Genomic DNA, 22400 nt, shown 5'->3' on the forward strand with positions numbered 1-22400 from the left:
TTCACCTGCACTGAAATTCGCCTTGTAATTTCTTCTAATTTTTGTTGCCTTTGCTCGAAATTTTCCGAAACTTCTCCCGGTAGTACCGCCCCCCCCGGCATTCCATTTTTTGCGTATTTGTGTTATACTATAGTGTATTTGCAATCCACCCTGAAATGAGGTTTTTTTATGAAAGCACATATCGCACGCAACCAGAACGCCGGTGTCCCGCTGGTTCTGGGCTGGAATCTTTCCCCCGCCGACCGCGGCAAGCTGGAAGGCATGGCTCCTGCTTTTGGCATGAAGCTGCTGCTCGTCTCCCCTGCCGATGCGGGCAAGACCGTGGCCCAGCTGCTGGGCGAGGTGGAGACCAAGGCCGCCCGCACGCTGGTGCTGGAACCGGGTGCCTACCCGCCGGCAGTGGTTCTGGCCAACTTCAAGGAGAAGGATGTGGACACCCTGCTGGATCTGATGAAGCAGGCACAGGTTATCATTCCGCTCAAGGCCGTTGTGACTCCCTCCAACCGCAGCTGGGTGTTCGGCGATCTGCTGGCCCACCTGCAGGAGGAGCACGCCGCCTTTACCGCCGCAAAGGAGAACCGCACCGTATGAAGACCCGCGCAAAACGTTTCGTCAGCGCCCTGCTGGCCGGGGTGCTCTGCCTGAGCCTGCTGGCAGGCTGTGCCTCCAAAAAGAAAGAGCTTACCCGCTATTCCACCGTTTTTTATGATGTGTTCGATACTGTAACGCAGGTGATCGCCTACTGCGAGAGCGAGGAAGAATTCAACACCCAGATGGATGCCCTGCACGCAGACCTTATTACCTATAACCAGCTGTATGATATCTACAACGATTACCCCGGCGTGACCAACGTCAAGACCATCAACGACAATGCCGGCAGCGCTCCGGTGGAGGTGGACGACCGCATCCTCTCCATGCTGGAGCTGGCCGACCAGATGTACCAGACCACCAACGGCAAGCTGAACATTGCCATGGGCAGCGTGCTGAATATCTGGCACAATTACCGCGAAGCTGCCGAAGCCGCCGAGACGGATGCCGACAACAAGCTGCCCACCATGGAAGAGCTGGAAGCAGCCGCCCAGCACTGTGATATCAACAACGTGATCATCGACGCGGATGCCAAGACCGTTTATCTGGCCGACCCGGAAATGTTGCTGGATGTGGGCAGCGTGGGCAAGGGCTACGCCGTGGAAATGGTGTGTCAGGCTGCCGAGGCCCGCGGCCTGACCAGCGCTCTGGTGAGCGTGGGCGGCAATCTGCGCGCCATTGGTGTAAAACCGGACGGCAGCCAGTGGACCGGCGGCGTGGAAAACCCGTGGAGCTCTTCGGATGTATACACTTCGGATTCCATGCTGGACGGTGCCATCAACATGAGCGATATGGCCCTTGTGACCAGCGGCGACTACCAGCGCTACTACGTGGTGGACGGCAAGCGCTACCACCACCTGATCGACCCGGACACCCTGTTCCCCGCCGCCTACTTTAACGGCGTGACCGTGCTGTGCAGCGACTCCGGCCTTGCCGACTGCCTGACCACCGGCCTGTTCTGCCAGCCGCTGGAGGACGGGATGAAGATCGTGGAAAGTCTGGACGGCGTGGAAGCCATGTGGTGCACACCGGATCAGCAGGTCATCACCTCTTCCGGCTGGGATTCCCATTTGAAAAAGTAACCCTTAAAACGGCAAAAGGCCGACGCAGTGCTGCGTCGGCCTTTTGCTGTTTTATCAGATGGTGAACTGCACCACACAGAATGCCGCGTAGATGCACAGCAGCGCAATGCCCTGCGGGCGGCTCAGCTTGCCCTTGAAGAGAGCGGGCAGGGTGAGCAGCAGCATCACGGCGAACATGACCGGGAACTCCAGCACCAGCGATGCATTGTGGCCGAAGAGCAGGGAGTTCTGCGGGATGGTAAAGGGTGCCACCGTGGCGGAAACACCGCTCACCAGCACCAGATTGAACACGTTTGCACCAATGACATTGCCCAGCGAAAGTGCACCGTGGCCCTTTGCCAGCGAGGTGATGGCCGTGACCAGCTCCGGCAGCGAGGTGCCCAGTGCCACGAAGGTGAGCGCGATCACCGACTCCGGCACGCCCAGTGCCTGTGCGATCAGGGTGCCGTTGTCCACCAGCAGGTTGGCACCCACGGCAATGAGCACCGCGCCCACGGCCAGCAGACCCAGCTCCTTGGCAAAGGATGCATTTTCTTCCGGTTCTTCCTCTTCTTCCGGGGCGGGGGCGTTCTTCATGGCCATCACGTTGCAGATGATATACGCTGCGAACATGGCCAGAAGGATCAGGCCCACCGGGCGGGAGAAGTAGCCGGTGGTGTAGGCCACACCGGCATAGAAGGCCGCTGCCACAAAGAAGAACAGCACCGGCGTGCGCAGGCTCTTGGGGTCTACCTTGCCCGGCTTTACCGCAATGGTGAGGGCCGCAATGAGCGATGCATTGCAGATGATCGAACCGATGGCGTTGCCATAGGCGATCTCGCCGTGGCCGGTAAAGGCCGAGGTGGTGGAGACCATCACCTCCGGCAGGGTGGTGCCGATGGACACCACGGTGGCACCGATAAGCAGCTCCGGCACATGGAAGCGGCGGGCAATGCCCGTGGCACCATCCACGAACCAGTCACCGCCCTTGATGAGGCACAGCAGGCCCACGATGAACAGCAAAACAGGAATGAGCATAGTTTTCTCCTTTTGTTTTTGGCAGAGCAGCAATAAAAAAGAGGCCTTTATTACATCCTGCCCAGAAACGGGAAAGTGTAATAAAAGTCTCAAGCTTCCGGTGACACAGCGGGCATTTCTGCCGGGATGTCGCTGCGCCACAGCGCACCGTTTTTGCAAAACGAGCGCCCTTTACTCCCTTTTATCCGGAAAATATTATACCGGTTTTTGCACCAAAGTGCAAGAGGAGCGTTGAAATTTCATCCGGCCTTGGCTACTTTCTTCGCGTTGGGATAAATGCGCTCCATGCGGGCATCGTCAAAATGCGCATCCAGCAGCATATCGATGCTGCTTTTGGGCGCTTCACCGCTGGTGCGGGCATCGTAGCGGGCCAGCGCCAGCGCACTGGTGAGCATGTTCGCCGCCATGAACACTGCCAGCAGGGCGGTCATCCATGGGCGGACGCGGCTGCGCACCTTCTCCATGCCTCTGAGCACCAGCGGATAGCCGTAGCGCATCCATACCACCGCCGCAATGCCCCAGAAAAAGCAGTACAGCAGGTTGATGCGCCCGCCCAGATTGAACTTGAACTTGCTGTAGTCCCAGAACACGGTGCCGAACAGCAGCTCGGTGACGGCGCTGCATACGTATTCGTACACACCGCCCATGACGGTGCCGAAGGCGAACAGGTAGCGGTCGCTCCGGTCCTTTTCCTGACGCAGCAGCACCGTTGCCAGCACCAGCGCCAGACCCCACACCACGCTGAACGGCCCCCAGACCAGACTGGAGCGGCTCATCCAGACCCCGGCGGTCACGCGGCAGAACACCGTCTCCACCATGTCGCCCAGAAACGCGCCGATCACGAACAGCCACAGCAGGTCGGACACGCTGAGAAAGTTCTTTTCCCCCTTCCGGAGCGCAGTCTGCTCCTGCCGGGCCGCAGCCGGGTAAGCATACTGGATGCGTTTTTCAATGTAAAGCGCGATCCTGCGGCGCAGCGTATCCGACCGCTCCCCCAGTCTCTGGTTGAGCTGCTCCAGCATCGGGTGCCGGGCCGCATACCGCTGCACCAGCACCGCCGAACCGATCTGGTCCAGCACCGCCACCGTCAGCGAGACCCATACTGCCGGACGCAGCAGCCAGACCGGGATATGCGCACACAGCCGCAGCAGCACATTATTGCCCCACAGCACACTTGCCGTGCCCAGTGCACCCCACAGCAGCGAATACTGCAGGCACACATAGCCATTCAGATTGAATTTTTTGCCGGAATAGTCCCACCACTTGCGGCGGTGCAGGCGTTCCAGCAGCTTGGCGGTGATCCATTCCATCACCGTTGCCGCCATCATACAGGCAAAGAACAGGTAGACCGGCTCGGTGCGCAGATCGCCGAAACTCACGGCCAGCAGCACGCCGGTGGTACCGTAGATAAAGCAGAACGGGCCTGCCGCCGCACCGCGGTTGGCAAACCTTCCGCCCCGGATGGTCGCGACTACCGTCTCAGCCACCCAGCCCAGAAAGGAATATACTAGATAAATAACACCCAGAGTATAGAAGTTCAGCGTCATAAGGTTCCTTTCGCTTCCAGTTTTTTCTTACTGCATTGATTGTACCTGTTTTGGGCGCTGTGTACAAGAGCCGTGCAGAAATTTTGTCACTCTGCGACGAGGCAGGCTCTCCGGGCATCTCTGAAAAGACGAAGATCCAGCCTGTTGCTTTGTTTTCAGATACATCTTAGAAAAAGGCCCTGCCATCCCGAAGGACAGCAGGGCTCAAAATTACAGCTTGAATTTACAGAGCGGAATCACAGCTGGCTCTTATACAGCTCCACGATCTCCTCCACGCTGGTATCGCGGGGGTTGCCGGGACGGCAGGCATCCGCAAATGCGGACTCGGCGAGGAACTGGATATCCTCTTCCTTCAGGATGCCGTGCAGATTTGTGGGGATGCCCACGTCTGCGCTCAGCTGCTTGACGGCGGCGATGGTTGCATCGGCGGCTTCCACATCGTTCATCTCGTCGATGCCCATAACGCCCATGGCCTTGCCCACGGCGCGGTAGCGCTCACCGGCAACGCTCTTGTTGTACTCCAGACCCACCGGCAGCAGGATGGCGCAGGCCACACCGTGCGGGGTGTCGTACAGAGCGGACAGGCCGTGTGCCATGGAGTGGACGATGCCCAGACCCACATTGGAGAAGCCCATGCCGGCGATGTACTGGCCCAGAGCCATGCCCTCGCGGCCTTCCGGGGTGTTCTGCACTGCGCCGCGCAGGCTCTGGCTGATGAGCTTGATGGCTTCCAGATGGAACATATCGGAGATGACGCAGTGACCCTTGGTGATGTAGCCCTCGATAGCGTGGGTCAGAGCGTCCATGCCGGTGGCGGCGGTCAAGCCCTTGGGCATGGAGGACATCATATCGGGATCGACCACGGCGATCTCGGGGATATCGTTGGTATCCACGCAGACGAACTTGCGCTTCTTCTCCACATCGGTGATGACGTAGTTGATGGTGACCTCGGCAGCAGTACCGGCGGTGGTGGGAACAGCGATGGTGAACACAGCGTGCTTCTTGGTGGGAGCAACACCTTCCAGAGAGCGGACATCCGCAAACTCGGGGTTGTTGATGATGATGCCGATGGCCTTTGCGGTATCCATGGAGGAGCCGCCGCCGATGGTCACGATGCAGTCAGCTTCAGCAGCCTTGAAAGCGGCCACGCCGTCCTGCACGTTGGCGATGGTGGGGTTGGGCTTGATCTCGCTGTAAACAGCGTAGGCAAAGTTTGCAGCATCCAGCAGGTCGGTGACCTTCTTGGTGACGCCGAACTTGATCAGGTCGGGATCGGAGCAGACGAATGCCTTCTTGTAGCCGCGGGCGGTCAGTTCAGGAACGATGTTCTCAATGGCACCGTGGCCATGGTAGGAGATGGTATTCAGAACGATGCGGTCAGCCATAGTTATTTTTCCTCCAAATCTCTTTTCCGCCGCTTTCCGGGCGGAGCTCTTTGTTTTTCAGCATAGCACAGTGTCAAAAGCTTTGCAATGTGAAATTGTTTGAATCTATTGTAATTTTTTATCAATGTGCAGTGTTTTATGGGCACTTTTCCAATTTCCCACAGTTTTATGGTGTTTTTTCTTTTTCCCCTTGACAAACAGCGCAAATCGTGTATTATTGTATCAAGTGCTTAATACAGCAAGACAAGGAGATGATACCATGGGCGAACAGTTTGATGCCAGCCGCCCGATCTATGCCCAGCTTGTGGAACGGCTGAAGGCCCGGATCCTAGCCGGCACCTACCCGCCGGGCGGGCATCTGGATTCGGTGCGTGATCTGGCCGCAGCCGCCGGGGTGAACCCGAACACGATGCAGCGGGCCCTTGCCCAGCTGGAGACGGAAGGGCTGGTGCGCACCGAACGCACCGCAGGCCGCTATGTTACGGAGGATACTGCATTGATCGAACAGCTTCGCGCCGACACCGCCCGGACGCTGGCGTCGGATTTTCTGGAAAAGATGCGCGGCATCGGCTACAGTCCCGCACAGACAGCCGCGCTTTTGGAACACTGGGACGCAAAGGAGGACCGCAATGAGTGAACTTTTGAGCTGTGAAGCACTGACCAAGTGCTATCAGAAGGATAAGACCGCACTGGAAAATATAGACCTGCACATCGGCTTTGGCCGCATCGTGGGGCTGCTTGGCCCCAACGGCAGCGGCAAGACCACCCTCATCAAGCTGGCGAACGGTCTGCTGCAGCCCAGTGCAGGCAGCATCCGGATCGCCGGCATGACCCCCGGGCCGGACACCAAAGCCATCGTGTCCTATCTGCCGGACGCCGACTGGCTGCCGGACTGGATGCGTGTGGAGCAGCTGGTGGAAATGTTCCGCGAATTCTATGCCGATTTTGACCCCGCTAAGGCAAACGAAATGCTGGCCCGGCTGGAACTGGAACCGAAGGCGCGGCTCAAGACCCTCTCCAAGGGCAGCAAGGAAAAGGTGCAGCTGATCCTGGCCATGAGCCGCGCCGCAAAGCTCTACCTGCTGGATGAGCCCATTGGCGGCGTGGACCCTGCCGCCCGGGACTATATCCTGAGCACCATCCTGAACAACTACAGCCGGGATGCGACCGTCATTCTTTCCACCCACCTCATCGGCGATATCGAGCCAATTCTGGACGAAGCTGTCTTTTTGAAGGATGGCCGGGTGTTCGCCCACCGCAATGCCGAAGAGCTGCGCGAGACCGAGGGCATGAGCGTGGATGCATATTTCCGGGAGGTATTCAAATGCTGAAACAGCTGTTAAAATATGAATTCAAGGCCACCGGCCGCACCTACGGCGGGCTGTATCTGGCCCTTGTTGCGCTGGCAGTGCTGAGCGGCTTTTCCCTGCGCAGCTCTTCCAAGGACAACTTTGCATCTCTGCTGCTGTTCGCCTACATGGTCGTAGCCGTTGCAGTGGCAGTGGTGTCCGTGATGACCATTGTGACCCGCTTCACCCGCAATCTGCTGGGCCGCGAAGGCTACCTGATGCACACCCTGCCGGTGACGGAAAGCCAGCTCATCCTTTCCAAGCTGATCTCCAGCGTGGTGTGGATGCTTTGCAGCAGCATCGTGGGTATTTTCTCCTTTGCGGTGATGCTGCTGGCTCTGTCTCTGAACAGCGCGGCCCTGCAGCAGCTGCCGGAGCTGTGGCAGAAAGTGGTAGAGATCTTCCGAGAGATCTTCCGCATGACCGGCAGCTCCGGGTGGCTCTGGCTGGTCTTTGAAACGCTGAACGGGCTGGTGGCACTGGTGTCCAGCATCCTGTGCATCTATGCCGCTTGCATGATCGGCCACCAGTTCAAAAAGCACATGGTCCCGGCCGGTATTCTGGCATTTTTCCTGCTGTCCTTCCTGCAGAACTGGCTGAGCTCCGGTGTCAGCAGTGCCGACATGCTGCAGGCTGTTTCCGATCCCACCCTTGGCGGTGTAGATGTTTCTATTGCTGCGCCCAGTGCGTTCACCACCCTGTTCGGGCTGGCGGTCAGCATCGCCTTTGCCGCAGGATACTTTCTGCTGACCCGCTGGCTGATGGAACATAAGCTGAATCTGGAATGATCTTAATGTCCTCCGCTTTCGTTCTGGGCATTTTCAGCGAAACTACTTCTTAATTGCAATTTGTAAAAGGCCGAACCATAAACTTCATCTGATACAAAAAACATCTGCAAGCTGCCCCATTCCGGGCAAAGCTTGCAGATGTTTTTCTTGTTATAAAGTGTTCAGCACTCGTCGTACTGCTTTTTCAGGTAGTTCAGGCATTCCACCGCGTTTTCCGGGGTGGTGTTCTCCAGCGTTGCAAAGATATAGGGCTTTTCCTGCTTTGCAAAGCGCAGGATGGTGCGGTAGTCCTCCATGCCTCCCTGCCCTGCACCCGTAGCAGCCAGCTGGCCGCCTGCATCCTTGCGCAGGAAATCCTTGAAGTGGATCATGGCGATATCCTTCCCCAGAAGCTCGATGGCCTCGGCGAACACTTCCTCGCGGCGGTCCACATTTTCCATGTTCAGCAGGTTGACGGGGTCGAACAGGATCTGCAGGTTCGGGCTGCCGATCTCGTCCAGCACGATGCGGGCGCGTCTGGCATCGTACACGATGTGCTTGACCACCGGCTCAATGGCAATGGTCACGCCGTACTGCTCGGCACAGCGCACCACTGGCTTGAAGTTCCGGATAAAAGTAGCAAGGGCTTCGTCGCTGCGGCACTCCGGACAGAATTTGTACTCCGCGTTGGGCGCACCGGTCTCGGTGCCCACCATGCCGCAGCCCAGCAGGCTTGCAAAGCGGATGTGCGCATAGTATTTTTCCTGAATGGCGTGCAGGGCATCCGCATCCGGGTGGGCAAGGTTCAGGTAGTTGCCCAGCACGGCAATGTCGATGCCGTTTTTCTCAAACAGATGCCGCAGATACATCGCATAGCCGGGGGTCAGGGCGCTGGGGGTGCAGGGCAGCTCCTTGAAGGATTTGCTCAGAGCCACATGGGCGCAGGTAAAGCCTTTCTGGCGCACCAGCGGCAGCACCTGTTCAACGGGCAGCTTTTCCGCGTCATGCAGACGCAGGCCGAATTGGATCATGGAAAACCTCCTCCTTTCCCGCACAACACGCGGGGTTGCATTGACTTTATTATACACGAAAGCTGCGTTCCATGGAACAGCCTGAAACAAAAAAGAGCATCACTTTGCACCCTCACCGGATACAAATGATGCTCTTTTTTCAGATCTGGTCCTGGCAGATGCGGCTCATTCTCAGCGCCGGTACTTTGCAGCGGCCTGCAGGCGCTGCATCGCACGGTCGAGCGCGATCTTGCTCTGATAATATTCATGCATGCTCTGCTGATGCTGCAAACGCTCCTCGGCACGGATGCGGGCAGCCTCGGCACGGTTCTTGTCGATATCCTCCGGACGCTCGGCGCTGTCCACCAGCACCATCACGTAGGCAGGCGTCACCTCGGCAATGCCATCGCCTACCAGGATGTCCTGGCTTTCACCGTTCACCTCAAAGTGCAGGATGCCCATGTGGATGGCCACCAGCACCGGGCTGTGTCCGGCCTGTATGCCGTACACGCCATCGCTGATGGGCAGCACAAGGTCTTCGCAATCGCCCTGATAGTACTCACCGCTGGACGCAGTGATGTTCAGCATGAACTTGTTCATCAGACGGCACCGCCCTTTTCCTCAGCCAGCTTTTCCGCCGCCTTCTGGCGGGCATCTTCCAGCGTACCAACGTTGAAGAACGCCCACTCCGGCAGGTCGTCGGCCTCGCCGTCCACAATGGCGGCAAAGCCGCGCACGGTATCCTGCAGGGGCACATACTTGCCCTTCAGGCCGGTAAAGTTCTCGGCCACGGCAAAGGGCTGGGAGAGGAACTTCTGCAGCTTGCGGGCGCGGGCGACGGTGAGCTTGTCGTTCTCGTCCAGCTCGTCCATGCCCAGAATGGCGATGATGTCCTGCAGTTCCTGATAGCGCTGCAGAATGGACTGCACCTTGCGGGCCACGCGATAGTGCTCCTCGCCCACGATATCCGCTTCCAGAATGCGGGAGGTGGATGCCAGCGGGTCCACGGCCGGGTAAATGCCCTGCTCCACGATCTTACGGGACAGCACGGTGGTGGCGTCCAGATGTGCAAAGGTGGTAGCAGGGGCCGGGTCGGTCAGGTCGTCGGCGGGGACGTAGACGGCCTGCACCGAGGTGATGGAGCCTTCCTTGGTGGAGGTGATGCGCTCCTGCAGAGCGCCCAGCTCGTTGGCCAGAGTGGGCTGGTAGCCCACAGCAGAAGGCATACGGCCCATCAGGGCGGACACCTCGGAGCCTGCCTGCACGAAACGGAAGATGTTATCAATGAACAGCAGCACGTCCTTGTGGGTCTCCTCACGGAAGTACTCTGCCATGGTCAGGCCGGTCTCGGCAACACGCATACGTGCTCCTGGGGGCTCGTTCATCTGACCAAAGACCAGTGCGGTCTTATTCAGAACACCGGACTCGTTCATCTCGCCCCAAAGGTCGCAGCCCTCGCGGGAGCGCTCGCCGACGCCGGTGAAGATGGAGTAGCCGCCGTGCTCGGTGGCCACGTTATGGATCAGTTCCTGGATCAGCACGGTCTTGCCGACGCCTGCACCGCCGAACAGACCGATCTTGCCGCCCTTTGCATAGGGGGCCAGCAGGTCGATGACCTTGATGCCGGTCTCCAGGATCTCGGTCGCGGGCTTCTGCTCCGCAAAGCTGGGGGCCTTGCGGTGGATGGGCCAATGCGGCACATCATCCACAGAGCCCTTGCCGTCGATGGGTCTGCCCAGCGGGTCGAACATGCGGCCCAGCGTGGCTTCGCCCACCGGTGCGGTCAGGCCGTGGCCGGTAGCGGTCACGGTCATGCCCTTGCCCAGACCCTCGCTGGCGGAAAGCATGATGCAGCGCACAGTGGTCTCGTTGACATGCTGTGTCACTTCCATCGTGCGCTCGGTGCCCTCGGCGGTCACGGTAAGCGCTTCCTGCAGGGCAGGCAGCTTGCCTGCGGTGAACTGCACGTCCACCACAGGGCCGGCTACGCGAATAATAGTTCCCTGTATCATACGATTGCCTCTATACTAATTTGTAAATACGTTTTATTCCGCCCGGTTCTGCACGGCAGCCGCACCGCCGATGATTTCGGTGATTTCCTGTGTAATGGAGCCCTGACGGGTGCGGTTGTATTCCAGTTGCAGCTCCCGGATCATATCGTTGGCGTTCTTGGTGGCGGAATCCATGGCAGTCATGCGGGCGCTCTGCTCTGCGCAGAAGCTCTCGGTCATGGCACCAAAGATCATGCCGTGCATATAAATGGGCGCGATTTGTTCAAACACCGTCCATGCAGACGGGAACATCTCCACATCGCCCTTCGGATCGCCCAGACCCTTGGGGGCAGGCTGCAGATGGGCGCGGTCCAGCGGCAGCAGACGCACCATGGTGGGCTCGCTGGTCAATGCATTCTCGATGCGGGTATAGATGAGATAGATCTCATCCAGCTTGCCGGTCTTGAAATCATCGATGGCGTCCATCGTGATATCGCGGGCACGCTGCAGCGTAGGCTCCGTGGCACCGTAGTGGAAATCCTCCACCAGCCGCGGGTCCTTGTGGTACAGGGCGCGGTAGCCGGTCTGGCCGATCACATAGAACCGGTCGTTCTCATCCGCATTTTCCTTGAGGAACTTGATGATGTTCTGGTTGTAAGCGCCTGCCATGCCCTTATCTGCCGTCAGCACAATGTAGGCCCGCTTGGGGTTTGCGATATTACGCTCGTGGAAGAACGGATGCACCGGCTCTTCCGGCAGGTGGGGCACCACGCGGGAAATGGTATCGCGCATACGGTTGAAGTAGGGCGATACATTCTGGTAGTTCTTACGTGCCTTGCGCAGCTTGGACGAGGAGATCAGGTACATGGCGTTCGTGATCTTCATGGTGTCCTGAATGCTCTCGATGCGCTCCTTCAGCAGCTTACTGGACGGCATGGCTGTCGCCTCCCGCATAAGCTTTCCAGGCGTTCAGGATGGCATCGACCATTTCAGGTTCCAGCTTGCCGGTGGCGGTGATCTTATCCATCGTACCGGACACATCCGCGCGGAACTGACGCACAAATGCGGAAGTTTTGGCGCGCAGCTCGGCAGTGGGCAGTTCGTCCAGCACGCCGTGGGAAGCCAGCACCAGCGTGACCACCTGCTCGGCGTCGGACTTGGGCTGATACAGCGGCTGCTTGAGCATTTCCATCAGAGCCTTGCCGTGATCCAGCTGGCGGCGGGTCTCCGCGTCCAGATCCGAGCTGAACTGTGCAAAGGACTCCATATCCTTGTACTGTGCCAGCTCGATACGCAGGTTGGCGTTGGCCTTTTTCATGGCCTTGGTCTGGGCAGCGCCGCCCACACGGGACACCGACAGACCCACATTGACGGCCGGGCGGTTGCCTGCATTGAACAGGGCGCTCTCGAGGAAGATCTGACCATCGGTGATGGAAATGACATTGGTGGGGATGTAGGCCGAAACGTCGCCTGCCTGCGTCTCTACGATAGGCAGTGCGGTGATGGAACCGCCGCCCAGATCGTCGCGCATCCGGCAGGAGCGCTCCAGCAGACGGGAGTGCAGATAGAACACATCGCCGGGGTAAGCCTCACGGCCCGGAGAGCGGCGCAGCAGCAGAGAAATGGCACGGTAGGCCACTGCATGCTTGGACAGATCGTCGTAAACGATCAGCACGCTCTTGCCCTGACTCATGAAGTACTCGGCCAGTGCGGTGCCGGCATAGGGTGCGATGTACTGCAGGGGAGCGGAATCCGAAGCAGTAGCCGCCACGATGGTGGTGTAGCTCATGGCACCGTGCTTCTGCAGATCGCCTGCCACGCGGGCAATGGAAGAAGCCTTCTGGCCGATGGCCACATAAATGCACAGCACACCGGTGTTTTTCTGGTTCAGGATGGCGTCCGTGGCGATGGAGGTCTTGCCGGTCTGGCGGTCGCCGATGATCAGCTCACGCTGGCCGCGGCCGATGGGGAACATGGAATCGATGGCGAGGATGCCGGTGTGGAGCGGGGTATCCACGCTCTGACGTTCCAGAATGCCGGGGGCCTGCTTTTCGATGGGGTTGTAGCCCACAGCTTCAATGGGGCCCTTGCCATCGATGGGCTCGCCCAGCGGGCTGATGACACGGCCCAGGAAGGCATCGCCCACCGGGATGCCGGCACGCTTGCCGCTGCGGGTCACCATGGTGCCCACACCGACGGTCTCAGCTCCGTCGAACAGCATGATGCCCAGCTGTTCGGGGTCCACGCTCTCCACCATACCCTTGGCACCGTTGTCGAAGGTGACGATCTCGCCGTACACGGCGCGGTTCATGCCCTCGACGTGCACGATGCCGTCGGCAGAGGAGATGACCACACCGCCCTCGGCAGAGGTCTCGGCGGGCTTGTAGTCCTCAATGCGGGTCTTGAGGGTAGCCAGCGAGGGCTTACCCTCCATCATCTTGTCCAGCTGATGACGGCCGGAGTTATCGAACACGCGGTCGCCCACCTGCAGGACATAGCCGGACAGCAGGCTCTCGTCCACCGTCACGTTCAGGATGACCTCGGTGGCATCATACAGCTTGCGTACCTCGGCGCGGATCCGGTTCAGCTCCTCTTCCCGGGGCTTGCGGGCGCTGCGCAGCTCGGCCTTGACGATGCGGTTGTCCGCAAAAAATTCACGACTGAATTCAGTTGCCATTGCCTGCACCTGCTTTCTCCAGCAGATCGTCCAGCAGACGTGCGTCGTCCTGGGCGGTCAGATTGCGGGCCAGCAGCTTCTCGCACATCGCACGGGCCAGTGCCGTGGTCTGGGCATCGGCTTCCCGCAGCTTGCTCTGGCGTTCGGCCTCGGCGCTCGCCTTGCCGGCGGCCACGATGGCGTCTGCCTGCTTGCGGGCATCTGCCAGCAGCTGCTGCTTTTCGACCTCAGCCTGCTTTTCGTAGGCTTCGCGGCGGGCAGCGGCCTCATTGTCCACATTGCGCAGTTTTTCCTGTGCGGCGTTCATGGTCTCTGCGGCTTCCTTCTTGGAGGTCTCCGCATCGGCCAGGTTTGCGTCCACCATCTGCTGGCGCTTTGCGATCACGTCCTGAACAGGCTTGAACAGGAACTTGCGCAGCACCGCATACATGACGAGGACGTTCACGACGGTCCACAGCAGGTTAATATCCAACTTCAGCATTCGTCTGCGCCTCCGTTACTGACCCAGGAACAGGATGATCAGCAGTGCAACGACGAAGCCGAAAATTGCAGTACCTTCTGCCAGAGCAGCGCCCAGCAGCAGGTTGGTCTGGATCTTGCCGGATGCCTCGGGCTGACGGGAGATTGCCTCCGTTGCCTTCCCGTTGCGATGCCGATGCCGATACCGCCGCCAATGCCGGTCAGCGCTGCAATGCCAGCGCCCAGAGCAATCAAACCATTCATAGTAATAATCTCCTTTTAAATTCAGTAAATATCAATGGATCAGTCTTCTCCGCCCATGGTCTCTTTCATGAACAGTGAAGTCAGGAACACGAACACGTAGGTCTGGATCAGACCATCGAACAGGTCAAAATACAGGCTGAACACCGCCGGGACGAACACAGGCACCACGAGCTTGATCAGCTCCATGATGACGAATGCACCCAGCACGTTGCCGAACAGTCGCATGCACAGGCTGGTGGGGCGGATGGCGATCTCGAGGATGTTCATAGGGGTCATGACCGGAGTGGGGGCAGACAGACTCTTGAGGAAGCCCACGCCGCCGCGTGCACGGATGCCTGCACCCTCGATCAGGATGATGCTCATCAGCGCCAGCGCTGCGGTCACGTCCAGATCCTTCGTGGGGGGCTTGACACCGAACACGCCAATCAGGTTGCTGAAGGCGATGTAGATGGCCACGGTCATCAGGTAAGGCACATAGCGCCTGCCCTTTTCGCCCAGCAGACCTTCAAAGAAATTGGTGCCTGCGAGGTAGGCCATTTCCAGCACGGCCTGACGCTTGCTGATGTGGTCCACCTTCAGGTTTCTGGTAAGCAGGATCGAGCCGATGGTAACGATGGCCAGGATCACCCAGCTGATGACCACGGATTCCGGGATCTGCAGCGGGCCGACCTTGACGTATTCGACGGTCAGCTCTTCCATCAATGCTTTGGTCAGATTATTCAATTGTTTTTCCTCCTTCCTGAAGAATAGGGTTCCGGGGGTAAGACCGCCGCACCGCCCCGGCGGCGCAGCGTCCTTCTTATCGCTCGAAGAAAAGGCGCAGCTTTGTGAAAAAAGTAAGGAAGGTGTTCGGCTCTGTCCGGTCACACCCTCCCTCCTGCACGGGTCACTTCGTCTTTTTTCGTTGTGTATGATAGTACGATTGACGAAAATTGGCAAGTGGCTTTGTGCACATTCTACATTTTAGGTGGTTCTACTGCATTGATATACAAAAAAAGTTGTGCATCTTGTCCAATAAAACGTTCTTCACATGTACTTTTTCCACAAATTTCTTAGCCAATTCTTAGGTTTCAATGGCTTTTTCAGGGCATTCCGGGGAATATTTCCATCAAAAATGCCCCATTGTACATACTTTATATGCCCGATATATAAAATTCGTATAGGCGTCTCGTCCGGTATTACACCCGCTCCTATACATATTTATTATAACTGCATATCTAAAATCTGTCAGTCCGCCTGTTTTGCGCCGCGGCGGAACACCAGCCGGAAGATGGCACGGGCAAGCGGCCCGCAGTACAGCATCTGCCAGCACAGGGCCATGGGCATATTGCAGCCCCATGTATGCACCCAAGTGCCAAAGCCGGGTTCTTTAAACAGCACCGTTGCGATCAGGCTCATCACCGGGCACATGATGCACACGATCATCAGCGAGATGGCATAGGTGATGAACTGCGGACGATCTGTGGGCCGCATGAACATAAACGCCAATCCGGTGGCCAGTTTCTCCACCACGAAAAATTCCAGCACGCAGGCAATGGGAACCATGATCGGCATCTCGTGCAGAGCCATAACAAAGTTGGCATTGGTGACACCGCCTGTGTTCAGCGCCACATTGTAAACGATCATGCCATAGACCATAATTGCAGCCATGACAATGGTAAAGAAGATACGTTCCGGTAAAGTTTTAGACATTTTGATTCTCCGTTTCTTTTGTGTCTAAATTTTTGCCGCAAAAAAGCCGCCCCGCGAAACTTTCATCTCGCGGGGCGGCGGCGACTACCATTCATTGACGCTATTTTAGCACAAATCGATCTGACGCATAATACCCTGTGGACACTTTCTCCCGTTTTGCGCAAAATCCTCCACAAACGGCCCGGAACTTCTGGGCAGCTTTGCTGTTGACTTCCTCGTCAGCCCTCCCTGCAGGGCACAGAGTTCCTCCCCAAAGGGCCCGATTGCCCGGGCACACCGCACAGAAAGCGGCATTTTGCACGTTCCATCTGCTGTTTTTCAAGAACTGCACAATTTTATATTTATATCCTTGTGCACTCTGCGAATAGACAAATCAATCAGGAATATGTATAATAAAGCCAGAAACCAGAGAAGTACAGCAGAAGCTCAAGAGAGAGCTAATCCCGCTGACTTGAAGCAGAAAGGAGCGAGACCGATGGTCGATATGGAACCCGCACAGCAGGGACAGGCTGTCGGGATTCGCTGAGAAGCAAAATAGAGGCTCACCACAGACGGGATGTTTCCCCCGTATAAAAACACAACAAAAATGAGCCAGTCTTGAGCATCAAAAATGCGATTACACGACAACCTGTCGATAAACTTAACCCCCAGCGATTCAAATAGATCCGCCGGAGATGATTCCTATGAAGGTATCTTTTGTACGGAGAACATTATTTGAATAGCAAAAAAGGAGTTCTACCAATGTACTAAGTAGTTTGCCCCTGGCGAATCTAACTCGAAAGAATGTGGTAATATGAAATTCATCTTCCGAATCTCGGTGCCGCACTCCATCAGTTAAGAGAAGGGTCAATCCAATGTACTAAGTAATCAGTCCCCTTGAAATAGATTCTCAGTTTCCAGTAGTTTCTAAGGAGAGTCACCCTATGAAACGTTTACTCCGAAAATGAGGAACCACAAGGAGAAGAGGCTTATGACTCCGAAGAAGTAAGTATCCAGCCGGACGAGGGCTTGCAACCGCCTCGTCCGGCTGGTTTTATTTTGTGCTGTTTTCACCAACAGTCAACGCCCGATTTGTGCAAATTTTATGCTGCGCGGTTGAATACCGTCCTTGTGTTTTTGCACTTTTCTGTGGTATACTGTGGAAAAAGATGGGAGGTTCATTTCATGGAGTCGTTCGTTTCGGTTTCCACTCTGTTCAACCTTGTGCTGACCGTTATCTGGTTCATCTCCGGCATTCGGGATCTTCAAGGCAAAGACCCGTTCATCAATCTGCCGTTCAACCAGTATAATCGTGACCCGGAGTACCGCGCCTTCTGGCAGAAAAAGAACGGCGTGTTTTACATGCTCAACAGCATCGCCTTTCTGATCTTAGCCTTCACACCTGTTACATCGCTGCTCTACCGTATCATCTTCGGCATCGCCATTGTGGGAGACCTTCTTTATCTTGTCGCTTACGAAAGCTGGAACCATAGTGCGGATTGACAGCCGGAAAGGAGCCACTATGAATTTGAATCTTTCGGGCTGGGATTGGCTGAACGCCGCGCTGGGTGTGCTGTTTTTGTACCGCGGCATCCGGGATCTGTACAATGGCACCGGCACCGGATGGAGCACCGAGGACGAAAAGAAACACTTCCGCAAGTTTTACGGCATTGCTTCGACCATCGGCGGCGCGTTCTTGCTGGTCAACATTTTTCTGCCAAAGGTCGAGCCGCTGCACTCCATTTTGATGGTGGCAGCGCTCGTGTTGTGCACTGCCCTGCTGATCTCGTATCTGTGCTATGCCCTGAGTAGGAGCGACAAAACCAAAAAGTGAGGGGTTGCTATGGAAGTCATCTGTGCGATCTTAGCCGCACTTTTCGGCATCGGGTTCGGCATTTTTATGGCGCTGCAGCCGGAGGATGCCATTGCCCTGCATGACCGTGGGCGGTACACGCAGGTACCTGAGCCCACAGAAGAGTACATCAAATTGACCCGGCTGGAGGGCATCGGACTTTCGGTGCTCTGTGCCGTGCTTCTGGTGGTTCTGCTGTTCGCACCCCAATAATACTTTGCAGCTTTCCTCTTGCGGATTTTTTCTCACCCTGTTACAATGAGAAAAAAACGCAGGAGGTTTTTTTATTATGGTCAAGCATGTGATCCTGTGGCAGCTGAAGGACGAGCTGTCCGATGCCGAAAAAGCCGCCGTCAAGGCAGGCATCAAAGAGGGGCTGGAAGGTCTGGCAGGCAAAATTCCGGGCCTTGTGGAAGTGCATGTCAACATCAACGGTCTCCCCTCTTCCACCGCCGACCTGATGCTGGACACCACCTTTGAAAGCGCCGAGGCCCTCAAGGGCTACTCCGTCCATCCCGCCCATGTGGCTGTGGCCGACGGCAAGGTGCGGCCCTACACCAAGGCACGGTTCTGTCTGGATTACGAGATTTAATGTTGACAAACCCACCGTTTTTGCGTATTATAGACATAACAATGTAAATTGGCTGTGAAGAGAAGAGTACGCACCGTCTGCGCCTGACAGAAAGCCCGAAGGATGGAACCGGGCAGGCCGCGCGATGCCGAAGATGGTCTCGGAGCTGCGCAGGTGAAAATTGAGCCTGCGACGGGTGCGCCCGTTACCGCGCTGCGCCGTGCTTTTTGGCCCGGCAAAAGGCTGCGCCCGCAAGGGTGCGGCGAAGCAAGGTGGTACCACGAAAGTTTCAGGCTCTCGTCCTTGTCCGGCTCAGTCCGGCAGGATGAGGGCTTTTTTCGTTCCCCGCCAAATCAGGAAAGGAAGAGTATCAACCTATGAGTGAGCACAAGACATTCTACATCACCACTCCCATCTACTACCCCAGCGACAAACTGCACATCGGCCACAGCTATACCACTGTCGCCTGCGACGCACTGGCACGCTTCAAGCGGATGCAGGGCTATGACGTCATGTTCCTGACCGGCACCGATGAGCACGGCCAGAAAATTCAGGACAAGGCTGCCGATGCCGGTGTGACCCCCAAGGAGTATGTGGACAAGATCGTAGCCACTGTCAAGGATCTGTGGAAGCTGCTGGACGTCAGCTACGACCGCTTCATCCGCACCACCGACGACTACCACATGGAGTCCTGCCAGAAAATTTTCACCAAGCTGTATGAGCAGGGCGACATCTACAAGGGCGAGTACATCGGCCACTACTGCAAGCCCTGCGAGAGCTTCTGGACCGACAGCCAGCTGGTGGACGGCAAGTGCCCCGACTGCGGCCGCGAAGTGTACGACGCACACGAGGAAGCCTACTTCTTCAAGACCAGCAAGTATGCCGACCGCCTGCTGAAGCTCTACGAGGAGAACCCCCAGTTCATCCAGCCTGAGAGCCGCAAGAACGAGATGATTGCCTTCATCAAGCAGGGCTTGCAGGACACCTGCGTGTCCCGCACCTCCGTGAAGTGGGGCATCCCCGTGCCCTTCGACCCCAAGCACACCATGTATGTGTGGGTGGATGCCCTGAGCAACTATATCTCCGCGCTGGGCTACGGTAACGAAAAATATCACGACTACGACAAGTTCTGGCCCGCCGACCTTCACATGGTGGGCAAGGAGATCCTGCGTTTCCACACCATTCTGTGGCCCGCCATGCTGATGGCTCTGGATCTGCCCCTGCCCAAACGGGTGTTCGGCCACGGCTGGCTGCTGATGAACGGCGGCAAGATGTCCAAGTCCGTGGGCAACGTGGTGGATCCCGTGATCCTGTGCGACCGCTACGGCGTGGATGCCATCCGCTACTTCCTGCTGCGTGAGATTCCCTTTGGCAACGATGGCATGTTCACCAACGAAGCCCTGATCACCCGCATCAACAGCGATTTGGCGAACGATTTGGGCAACCTGCTCAGCCGCACGGTCGCTATGTGCGAGAAGTACTTCGGCGGCACCGTGCACAATGTGGCCGGTACCGAAGCCATTGACACCGAGCTGGAGACCATGGTCAACGAGCTGACCGCCAAGGTCACGGCCGACATGGACAGCCTGACCATCCCGCAGGCCCTGATGGAGATCTTTGCGGTCATCCAGCGCGCCAACAAGTACATCGACGAGACCGCTCCCTGGGCACTGGCCAAGGACGAGGCCAACAAGGCCCGTCTGGAGAGCGTTCTGTACCACCTGTGCGAGGCACTGCGCGTGTGCGGCATCCTGCTGAACGCATACCTGCCCACCACCGCACCCAAGATGATGGAACAGCTGGGTCTGGACGCATCTGCTCTGGACCTGACCAAGACCACCTACGGCGTACAGGAGACCTACACTGTGCACAAGGGCGAGGCACTGTTCCCCCGCATCGATGTGGCAAAGGAAATTGCCCACCTGAAGGAAGAGGACGAGAAGCGCAAGGCCGCTGCCGAAGCTGCCAACAAGGCCAAGGCTGAAGCTGAGAAGAAGGCTGCCGCCCCCGCCGAGGAGAGCACCGTGGACTTTACCCACGAGGAAGAGATCGACTTTGACACCTTCTGCAAGGTGGAACTGCGCGTGGCCGAAGTGCGCGCCTGCGAGAACCTGAAGGAAAGCAAGAAGCTGCTGCACCTGACCGTGTTTGACGGCGAGCGGGAGCGCTGCATCCTTTCCGGCATTGCAAAGTGGTTCAAGCCGGAAGACCTGATCGGTAAGAAGATCGGCATTGTGTGCAATCTGGCACCTCGCCCCATGATGAAGGGCAAGTATGTCAGCGAGGGCATGATCTTTGCTGCTGATACCGCCGACGGCGGCTGCTCCATCGCTTTCTACGGCGACGACACCCCCGTAGGCAGCCGCATCCACTGAGCCGCCATGCAGGAAAACAAAACGCTTTCCCGCGCGGAATGGCTGGATAAGATCTTCGGCACGCCGGTGTTCGCCGTGCTGCTGGCCATCTTCTGCAATGTGCTGTGGGGCTCGGCCTTCCCCTTCATCAAGCTGGGCTACCGGCTGTTCTCCATTGAGACCAGCAACACCGCCTCCATCTTCTGCTTTGCCGGTGTGCGGTTCATGCTGGGCAGCTTTCTGGTGCTTCTGGGCAGTGTTCTGTTGCAGAGCCGCCTGCCCAAGTTTCCCCACGGCAAAGTGGCAGCGGAGTGCTGTGCTCTGGGCCTGTGGCAGACCACGATCCAGTACGCATTCTATTACATCGCTGTTGCCATGCTCACGGGTGCCTTTGGCGGCATCCTGAACAGCACCCAGAGCTTTCTGGGCGTGATCTTTGCCCATTTCATCTACGGCAACGCCGACCGCATGACCCCTGCCAAAACGCTGGGCTGTGTCATCGGCTTTGCAGGCGTGCTCATCGGCACGCTGGGAAACCACGGCAGCGGCAGCGGCTGGGGCGTGTTCTGCATGATGGCCGCTACCATCATCTTTACCCTGTCCGGCCCGTGGAACAAATCCGTGACCAAAAAAGCAGACAGCTTTGCCGTCTGCTTCATCAACCTGTTCGTGGGCGGTCTGGCACTGTTCGTGCTGGGCACTGTGCTGGGCGGCAGTCTCCATGTGCAGAGCGCACTGGCGGTGGTGGTCATGCTGTATCTGGCCTTCATCTGCGGGGCAGGCTATGTGCTGTGGGCCCTGCTGATGAAGAACAACCCGGTCAGCCGCATTGCCATCTTTGGCTTCGTGAACCCGGTGGTCAACGTACTGCTGAGCGCCGTGCTCAACGGCGAACCCCTGTTCCGCTGGCAGTATCTGGCGGCTCTGGTGTTCGTGTGTGTGGGCATCTGGCTGGTGAACAAGGCCCCCGCCAAAAAGGAGGGCAAATGACCGGCCCCATTTTTGACACCCACGCGCACTACAGTGCCCGCGCTTTTGACGCAGACCGCGATTTCCTGCTGGGCAGCCTGCCCGGCAAAGGCGTGGTGGGCGTGTGTGAACAGGCCACCCACTCCGGGGATGCACCCCGGGTGATGGAGCTGGCGCACCGCTACCCGTGGGTGGTGGCAGCTGTTGGCATCCATCCGGAAAGCCTGCTGCCCGCCGCCGACTGCGGCGAGGAAGGCCCGGCTCCTACGGTCTCGGTGTACGGCGGGGACTGGGCCGCAGAGATGCGCGCTCTGGCCCCGTATTACGAGGACCCCAAGGTGGTAGCTGTGGGGGAGTGCGGGCTGGACTACCACTGGCCTGTGCCCAAGGATGCCCAGCTGGCCATGTTTGAGGCACACATCCGGCTGGCGCTGGAACTGGACAAGCCCATCATCGTGCACGACCGCAACGCCCACGCCGACGTTTACGCCCTGCTCAAAAAATACCAGCCCAAGGGCATCGTCCACTGCTATTCCGGCAGTGCCGACGATGCAGTGTGGCTGGCAAAGCAGGGACTGTTCATCGGTTTTGGCGGGGCGTGCACCTTCAAGGGTGCCAAGCGGGCGGCAAAAGCCATCAGCGCCCTGCCGCTGGAAAGCATCGTACTAGAGACCGACTGCCCCTACATGGCACCGGAGCCGGTGCGCGGCACCCGCTGTGACAGCTCCCTCATCCGCTATGTGGGCGAGTATATCGCCCAGCTGCGGGGCCTCTCTGCCGAAGAGGTGTTCCGCACCACAGCCGAAAATGCCCGCCGGGTATACGGGCTGTGATCCGTTTTTCGCAA

23 protein-coding genes, 1 pseudogene and 1 other annotated feature are annotated in these 22400 nt (G+C 57.8%); of the genes and pseudogenes, 12 read left to right on the forward strand and 12 right to left on the reverse strand.

The genetic code is table 11. From position 1 onward, the window contains the following. The first annotated feature begins 168 nt into the window (after positions 1-168). The gene (locus tag J3348_RS07515) at positions 169-591 is read left to right on the forward strand and encodes a DUF3783 domain-containing protein (protein WP_207698677.1); all 423 of its coding nucleotides are present in this window, start codon (positions 169-171) and stop codon (positions 589-591) included. Beyond that, positions 588-1670 (forward strand): FAD:protein FMN transferase, encoded by a 1083-nt coding sequence (locus J3348_RS07520; RefSeq protein WP_005944473.1) that lies wholly within the window; start codon positions 588-590, stop codon positions 1668-1670. The genes J3348_RS07515 and J3348_RS07520 overlap by 4 nt, the downstream gene beginning before the upstream one ends. 54 nt (positions 1671-1724) lie before the next feature. On the opposite strand, the gene J3348_RS07525 is transcribed toward J3348_RS07520, so the two are convergent. The 3 genes from J3348_RS07525 to fucO form a co-directional block, all read right to left on the reverse strand. Then, positions 1725-2687 (reverse strand): calcium/sodium antiporter, encoded by a 963-nt coding sequence (locus tag J3348_RS07525; RefSeq protein WP_207698678.1) that lies wholly within the window; start codon positions 2685-2687, stop codon positions 1725-1727. Between the two features lie 239 nt (positions 2688-2926). Then, entirely contained in the window at positions 2927-4234 is a 1308-nt protein-coding gene (locus J3348_RS07530) for a putative ABC transporter permease (RefSeq protein ID WP_207698679.1), read from the reverse strand. A 236-nt stretch (positions 4235-4470) separates the two neighbouring features. Beyond that, a complete protein-coding gene (gene fucO, locus J3348_RS07535) occupies positions 4471-5619 on the reverse strand; it encodes a lactaldehyde reductase (protein ID WP_112090254.1) in 1149 nt (382 codons plus the stop codon). A 259-nt stretch (positions 5620-5878) separates the two neighbouring features. On the opposite strand from fucO, the gene J3348_RS07540 reads away from it, so the two are divergent. From J3348_RS07540 to J3348_RS07550, 3 genes are read left to right on the forward strand one after another with little or no spacing between them, the layout of a single operon-like run. Next, the gene (locus J3348_RS07540) at positions 5879-6256 is read left to right on the forward strand and encodes a GntR family transcriptional regulator (protein ID WP_120081203.1); all 378 of its coding nucleotides are present in this window, start codon (positions 5879-5881) and stop codon (positions 6254-6256) included. After that, positions 6249-6950: an ABC transporter ATP-binding protein gene (locus J3348_RS07545; protein ID WP_207698680.1), complete on the forward strand. Its 702-nt coding sequence runs from the start codon at positions 6249-6251 to the stop codon at positions 6948-6950. The genes J3348_RS07540 and J3348_RS07545 overlap by 8 nt, the downstream gene beginning before the upstream one ends. Then, positions 6944-7756 carry an ABC-2 transporter permease gene (locus J3348_RS07550; protein WP_207698681.1) on the forward strand — a complete coding sequence of 271 codons (813 nt, stop codon included), beginning with the start codon at positions 6944-6946 and terminating at the stop codon, positions 7754-7756. The genes J3348_RS07545 and J3348_RS07550 overlap by 7 nt, the downstream gene beginning before the upstream one ends. A 161-nt stretch (positions 7757-7917) precedes the next feature. On the opposite strand, the gene J3348_RS07555 is transcribed toward J3348_RS07550, so the two are convergent. From J3348_RS07555 to J3348_RS07595, 9 genes and pseudogenes are all read right to left on the reverse strand, one after another. Continuing rightward, complete coding sequence (locus J3348_RS07555; RefSeq protein WP_207698682.1) at positions 7918-8766, reverse strand: sugar phosphate isomerase/epimerase family protein; 849 nt, start codon at positions 8764-8766, stop codon at positions 7918-7920. A gap of 171 nt (positions 8767-8937) precedes the next feature. Next, a complete protein-coding gene (atpC, locus tag J3348_RS07560; RefSeq protein WP_154259085.1) occupies positions 8938-9345 on the reverse strand; it encodes an ATP synthase F1 subunit epsilon in 408 nt (135 codons plus the stop codon). Beyond that, entirely contained in the window at positions 9345-10757 is a 1413-nt protein-coding gene (atpD, locus tag J3348_RS07565) for a F0F1 ATP synthase subunit beta (protein ID WP_097775203.1), read from the reverse strand. Before atpD ends, atpC begins: the two co-directional genes overlap by 1 nt. 33 nt (positions 10758-10790) lie before the next feature. Beyond that, a complete protein-coding gene (gene atpG, locus J3348_RS07570) occupies positions 10791-11672 on the reverse strand; it encodes an ATP synthase F1 subunit gamma (protein ID WP_097781573.1) in 882 nt (293 codons plus the stop codon). Further along, entirely contained in the window at positions 11659-13413 is a 1755-nt protein-coding gene (atpA, locus tag J3348_RS07575; protein WP_005944488.1) for a F0F1 ATP synthase subunit alpha, read from the reverse strand. The genes atpG and atpA overlap by 14 nt, the downstream gene beginning before the upstream one ends. Next, a complete protein-coding gene (locus tag J3348_RS07580) occupies positions 13403-13894 on the reverse strand; it encodes an ATP synthase F0 subunit B (RefSeq protein ID WP_005944489.1) in 492 nt (163 codons plus the stop codon). Before J3348_RS07580 ends, atpA begins: the two co-directional genes overlap by 11 nt. 15 nt (positions 13895-13909) lie before the next feature. Further along, positions 13910-14136, reverse strand: a pseudogene (gene atpE / locus J3348_RS07585) (ATP synthase F0 subunit C). 39 nt (positions 14137-14175) lie between these two features. Then, positions 14176-14859 (reverse strand): F0F1 ATP synthase subunit A, encoded by a 684-nt coding sequence (locus J3348_RS07590; protein WP_180806657.1) that lies wholly within the window; start codon positions 14857-14859, stop codon positions 14176-14178. Positions 14860-15363: 504 nt separating this feature from the next. Next, on the reverse strand, positions 15364-15828 hold the full coding sequence (locus J3348_RS07595) for a hypothetical protein (RefSeq protein WP_005944492.1): 465 nt from the start codon (positions 15826-15828) through the stop codon (positions 15364-15366). A 1164-nt stretch (positions 15829-16992) separates the two neighbouring features. Between J3348_RS07595 and J3348_RS07600 the strand changes: the two genes are divergently transcribed. The 7 genes from J3348_RS07600 to J3348_RS07630 all read left to right on the forward strand — a co-directional run bounded on the left by J3348_RS07600 (position 16993) and on the right by J3348_RS07630 (position 22386). Next, complete coding sequence (locus tag J3348_RS07600) at positions 16993-17310, forward strand: hypothetical protein (protein WP_207698683.1); 318 nt, start codon at positions 16993-16995, stop codon at positions 17308-17310. A gap of 19 nt (positions 17311-17329) precedes the next feature. Next, a complete protein-coding gene (locus J3348_RS07605) occupies positions 17330-17641 on the forward strand; it encodes a hypothetical protein (RefSeq protein WP_207698684.1) in 312 nt (103 codons plus the stop codon). Positions 17642-17650: 9 nt separating this feature from the next. Next, positions 17651-17872: a hypothetical protein gene (locus J3348_RS07610; protein WP_207698685.1), complete on the forward strand. Its 222-nt coding sequence runs from the start codon at positions 17651-17653 to the stop codon at positions 17870-17872. Positions 17873-17948: 76 nt separating this feature from the next. Beyond that, positions 17949-18251, forward strand: a complete 303-nt coding sequence (locus J3348_RS07615) for a Dabb family protein (RefSeq protein WP_207698686.1) — start codon at positions 17949-17951, stop codon at positions 18249-18251. A gap of 45 nt (positions 18252-18296) precedes the next feature. Further along, positions 18297-18538 (forward strand) — a binding site (T-box leader). Between the two features lie 69 nt (positions 18539-18607). Beyond that, the gene (gene metG, locus J3348_RS07620; protein ID WP_154259075.1) at positions 18608-20605 is read left to right on the forward strand and encodes a methionine--tRNA ligase; all 1998 of its coding nucleotides are present in this window, start codon (positions 18608-18610) and stop codon (positions 20603-20605) included. 6 nt (positions 20606-20611) lie between these two features. After that, on the forward strand, positions 20612-21574 hold the full coding sequence (locus J3348_RS07625) for an EamA family transporter (protein WP_207698687.1): 963 nt from the start codon (positions 20612-20614) through the stop codon (positions 21572-21574). Continuing rightward, positions 21571-22386, forward strand: a complete 816-nt coding sequence (locus tag J3348_RS07630; RefSeq protein ID WP_207698688.1) for a TatD family hydrolase — start codon at positions 21571-21573, stop codon at positions 22384-22386. The genes J3348_RS07625 and J3348_RS07630 overlap by 4 nt, the downstream gene beginning before the upstream one ends. Positions 22387-22400: the final 14 nt, after the last annotated feature.

Origin of the sequence: Faecalibacterium sp. Marseille-Q4896 (genome assembly GCF_017377615.1) — a bacterium.
GTDB classification, from domain to species: domain Bacteria; phylum Bacillota; class Clostridia; order Oscillospirales; family Ruminococcaceae; genus Faecalibacterium; species Faecalibacterium taiwanense.

Excerpts from the sequence above, each read along its gene's own strand:
- J3348_RS07515 (WP_207698677.1), top strand. The coding sequence starts at position 169 with ATGAAAGCACATATCGCACGCAACCAGAACGCCGGTGTCCCGCTGGTT.
- J3348_RS07520 (WP_005944473.1), top strand. The coding sequence starts at position 588 with ATGAAGACCCGCGCAAAACGTTTCGTCAGCGCCCTGCTGGCCGGGGTG.
- J3348_RS07525 (WP_207698678.1), bottom strand. The coding sequence starts at position 2,687 with ATGCTCATTCCTGTTTTGCTGTTCATCGTGGGCCTGCTGTGCCTCATC.
- J3348_RS07530 (WP_207698679.1), bottom strand. The coding sequence starts at position 4,234 with ATGACGCTGAACTTCTATACTCTGGGTGTTATTTATCTAGTATATTCC.
- fucO (WP_112090254.1), bottom strand. The coding sequence starts at position 5,619 with ATGGCTGACCGCATCGTTCTGAATACCATCTCCTACCATGGCCACGGT.
- J3348_RS07540 (WP_120081203.1), top strand. The coding sequence starts at position 5,879 with ATGGGCGAACAGTTTGATGCCAGCCGCCCGATCTATGCCCAGCTTGTG.
- J3348_RS07545 (WP_207698680.1), top strand. The coding sequence starts at position 6,249 with ATGAGTGAACTTTTGAGCTGTGAAGCACTGACCAAGTGCTATCAGAAG.
- J3348_RS07550 (WP_207698681.1), top strand. The coding sequence starts at position 6,944 with ATGCTGAAACAGCTGTTAAAATATGAATTCAAGGCCACCGGCCGCACC.
- J3348_RS07555 (WP_207698682.1), bottom strand. The coding sequence starts at position 8,766 with ATGATCCAATTCGGCCTGCGTCTGCATGACGCGGAAAAGCTGCCCGTT.
- atpC (WP_154259085.1), bottom strand. The coding sequence starts at position 9,345 with ATGAACAAGTTCATGCTGAACATCACTGCGTCCAGCGGTGAGTACTAT.
- atpD (WP_097775203.1), bottom strand. The coding sequence starts at position 10,757 with ATGATACAGGGAACTATTATTCGCGTAGCCGGCCCTGTGGTGGACGTG.
- atpG (WP_097781573.1), bottom strand. The coding sequence starts at position 11,672 with ATGCCGTCCAGTAAGCTGCTGAAGGAGCGCATCGAGAGCATTCAGGAC.
- atpA (WP_005944488.1), bottom strand. The coding sequence starts at position 13,413 with ATGGCAACTGAATTCAGTCGTGAATTTTTTGCGGACAACCGCATCGTC.
- J3348_RS07580 (WP_005944489.1), bottom strand. The coding sequence starts at position 13,894 with ATGCTGAAGTTGGATATTAACCTGCTGTGGACCGTCGTGAACGTCCTC.
- J3348_RS07595 (WP_005944492.1), bottom strand. The coding sequence starts at position 15,828 with ATGTCTAAAACTTTACCGGAACGTATCTTCTTTACCATTGTCATGGCT.
- J3348_RS07600 (WP_207698683.1), top strand. The coding sequence starts at position 16,993 with ATGGAGTCGTTCGTTTCGGTTTCCACTCTGTTCAACCTTGTGCTGACC.
- J3348_RS07605 (WP_207698684.1), top strand. The coding sequence starts at position 17,330 with ATGAATTTGAATCTTTCGGGCTGGGATTGGCTGAACGCCGCGCTGGGT.
- J3348_RS07610 (WP_207698685.1), top strand. The coding sequence starts at position 17,651 with ATGGAAGTCATCTGTGCGATCTTAGCCGCACTTTTCGGCATCGGGTTC.
- J3348_RS07615 (WP_207698686.1), top strand. The coding sequence starts at position 17,949 with ATGGTCAAGCATGTGATCCTGTGGCAGCTGAAGGACGAGCTGTCCGAT.
- metG (WP_154259075.1), top strand. The coding sequence starts at position 18,608 with ATGAGTGAGCACAAGACATTCTACATCACCACTCCCATCTACTACCCC.
- J3348_RS07625 (WP_207698687.1), top strand. The coding sequence starts at position 20,612 with ATGCAGGAAAACAAAACGCTTTCCCGCGCGGAATGGCTGGATAAGATC.
- J3348_RS07630 (WP_207698688.1), top strand. The coding sequence starts at position 21,571 with ATGACCGGCCCCATTTTTGACACCCACGCGCACTACAGTGCCCGCGCT.